General features: G+C 68.5%; 2 protein-coding genes. Both read right to left on the reverse strand.

What is annotated here, in order from left to right; translation table 11 throughout:
- Positions 1 to 810: 810 nt before the first annotated feature.
- Entirely contained in the window at positions 811 to 1,746 is a 936-nt protein-coding gene (gene metF, locus ACFF45_RS35140; RefSeq protein ID WP_381351088.1) for a methylenetetrahydrofolate reductase [NAD(P)H], read from the reverse strand.
- A 234-nt stretch (positions 1,747 to 1,980) separates the two neighbouring features.
- The gene (locus ACFF45_RS35145; RefSeq protein WP_381351090.1) at positions 1,981 to 2,961 is read right to left on the reverse strand and encodes a carbohydrate kinase family protein; all 981 of its coding nucleotides are present in this window, start codon (positions 2,959 to 2,961) and stop codon (positions 1,981 to 1,983) included.
- Positions 2,962 to 3,051 lie beyond the last annotated feature (90 nt).

Below are 3,051 nucleotides of genomic sequence, written 5' to 3' on the forward strand. Positions count from 1 at the left end.
CACCTGTCACCGCGACATGCCACAACCGATACCGACCTGACCAAGCACTACTAGGTGCTGGCGCGCGAAACGAGGCCGATGGCTGCCTACCCGGTGGGCATGGTGATCACGGCCAGCACCTCCTGACCGTCCACCAGATCCCAGCCTCGGCCTGGACGCCGGCCGTTGAGGCCGACGGCAAGGTGCGCGACGGCGCCTGGGTCGCCGAACTCACCGGCAGGCTGCCGGACGGTACGGCAGGCGGCCCTCGGAGAGGATGATGAGGACCGTGCCGTCGGGGAAGGTCCCACTGTGGACCTGCGGCGTGACCTCGTCCTTGACGCCTTCGCGGACCAGACGCCGGCCCGGATAGAGCCCGGCTGGGCCCGGGATGAGGTCGCTCCGTCCGGACGACGAGCCGCATGCCCTTCGGCCAGCCCTGCGCGTTCCAGGCCGCGATGGACGGCTACCAGGTCACCACGCCCGACGAGATCGGGTCGCACGTCAACGCGCCCCTGTCCCCGGCCAGCAACTCGGTGACGATGACGGGCGCTGGCCGCGGTGGGACTCCGCGCAGCCTTCGTGGCTGCCCGGCCGCCCGGCAGCCCGCGACGGCCGGCTGCGCTGAGACCGGCGCGCCGAGGGCTCCGGCGCCGGAGCGGGCCGATGCCACTCCAACCCGGCGGGCGGCCCGGACTATGGTCCGCCACGGTGGCGGCGGAAGAGAGCGCCCTCTTCGCCACCGGGCGGCGAGGCCCGCGGCGAGCACCACGCCAGCCGGGCAGCGGCCGAACACGCGAACCTGAAACCACGTCAACCCGCCTTGACCTGCTAGTCAGCCACTCCCGCGCCGCGGGGAACCTCAGAGTCAGCTGTGCGCGAGGAATGTGCACTCCTTGAGTCCAGGATGTTGCGGTGGATATCGAGCGTCGCCGTGGAACGGTTGAGCGTGATGTAGTGCAGGCCGGGAGCGCCCTCGTCGAGGAGCCGGCCGGCCATCGTGGTGGCGTACTCGACGCCGATCCTTAGCCCTTCCGCTGGGTTGTCCCGGGCCGCCTCCAACCGCCTGGCCAGGTCGTCGGGAAAGGTGGCGTGGCTCAGCTCGGCGAACCTGGCGATCTGCCGGACGTCGGTAGCAGGCATGATCTCCGGGATGACCGGGGTGTCACAGCCGGCTGCAGCGACCCGGTCACGCAGCCGCAAATAGTCTTCCACGTGGAAGAACATCTGAGTGATCGCGTAATCGGCGCCGGCCTTGCACTTGGCCACGAAGTGCCGGATGTCGCTTTCCCAGTCCGGGGAACGCGGATGCCGTTCGGGAAAGGCGGCGACACCGATGCTGAAGTCACCCGACTCCCGCACCAGTGCCACCAGTTCATGCGCGTACCGAAAGCCCTGCGGATGCGGTGACCAGGGCGCGTTGGGATCCCCCGGCGGGTCGCCGCGCAGTGCCAGCACGTCCCGCACTCCCGCGTCCGCGTACTGGCCGATGACGCGGCGCAGTTCGGCCTCCGACTGCCCGATCGCCGTCAAGTGCGCCACGGGCTGGAGCGTCGTCTCGTTCACGATCCGCTCGGTCACCTCCACCGTGCGGTCCCGTGATGAGCCGCCCGCGCCGTAGGTAACCGACACGAAGGAGGGTGCGAGCGGTTCGATGCGGCGGATGGCGTCCCACAGGACCCGATCACCCGCCTCCGTCTTCGGTGGAAAGAACTCGAAGGAGAAGGACCGCTCTCCTCGGGCGAGGAGTTCTTGCAGGGCGCTCATGCTCGATCGCCTCCGGCCTTGAAGTATGTCGCCGCGGGATGGTGGATGACGATGGCGTCGGTGGACTGCTCGGGGGGAGCTGGAACTCCTCCGACAGCTGCACGCCGATGCGCTCGGGCTCCAGCAGGAAGTCCTCCAGTGCGGGGTCCTGGGCCCGAAGCATCGTGCCCATCGCACCGTCGGCCGCCACCGCACGCGTGGCGAGCGCTTCGCGCAGGGCATCGGAGGACGCCGTCACACCGGCACCTCCACACAGCGCGCGATGTCCGCGGAGGCGCCTGCGCCATAGGTGTCCGCGACGCGTGCCAACAGATCATCACTCAGTCGATACTCCTGGGTCCCCACCGCCTCCAGCACCGTGGTGGCCAAGGCACAGCCCAACTGAGCCGCCCTCTCCTTGGACAGGCCGCGTGACACGCCACCGAGATATCCCGCGCGGAAGCCGTCACCCACGCCTGTGGGATCGACAGCCTTCTCGGACGGCACGGCCGGGAGGGTGAGGACTGCCTCTCCCCGGGTGGCGACCGTCACCCCGTCCGCACCCCGGGTGGTGACCCAGGTGCCCACGCGGTCCAACACCTGTGGTTCGGTCCATCCGGTGCGTTCACACAGCAGCGCGGCCTCGTACTCGTTGCTGAAGAGCACCTGCGCTCCGTCGACGAGCCGACGGACCTCCTCGTCGCCCAGGCGGGCCAATTGTTGCGACGGATCCGCAGCGTACGGAATGCCCAGCTGTCGGCTCTCGGAAGTGTGGCGCTGCATGGCCAGAGGGTCGTCCGGCGCGATGACGACGAGGGAGGGCCGGCCCCAACTGGCCGTGACGTCAGCCAGACTGATATGCCGCGCTTCGGCCATGGCACCCGGGTAGAAGGCGGCGATCTGGTTCTGGTCGCTGTCAGTGATGCATATGAATCTGGCCGTCTGGGAGTGCTCACTCACCTTCACATGACTGATGTCGACTCCGTGCCCGCGTAACCAGGCGCCGTACTCGGCGAAGTCAGTGCCCACGGCTCCGACCAGCAAGGGAGTGAATCCCAGCAGGCCGAGGCCAAAGGTGATGTTCGCGGCGACTCCACCCCTGCGTACCTGGAGATCGTCCACCAGGAAGGACAACGAAAGGCTGGCGAGTTGGTCGGGCAGCAGATGTTCACTGAAGCGGCCCGGGAATGTCGTCAGATGGTCGGTGGCGATGGACCCTGTGACAGCGATGCGCATGTCAGGCACCTGCTGCCTTGCGCAGCACCTCGACCCGGTCCGTGCGCTCCCAGGTGAAGTCGGGAAGCTCACGGCCGAAGTGACCGTACG

This window comes from Streptomyces cinereospinus, assembly GCF_042430725.1.
Taxonomy (GTDB): domain Bacteria; phylum Actinomycetota; class Actinomycetes; order Streptomycetales; family Streptomycetaceae; genus Streptomyces; species Streptomyces cinereospinus.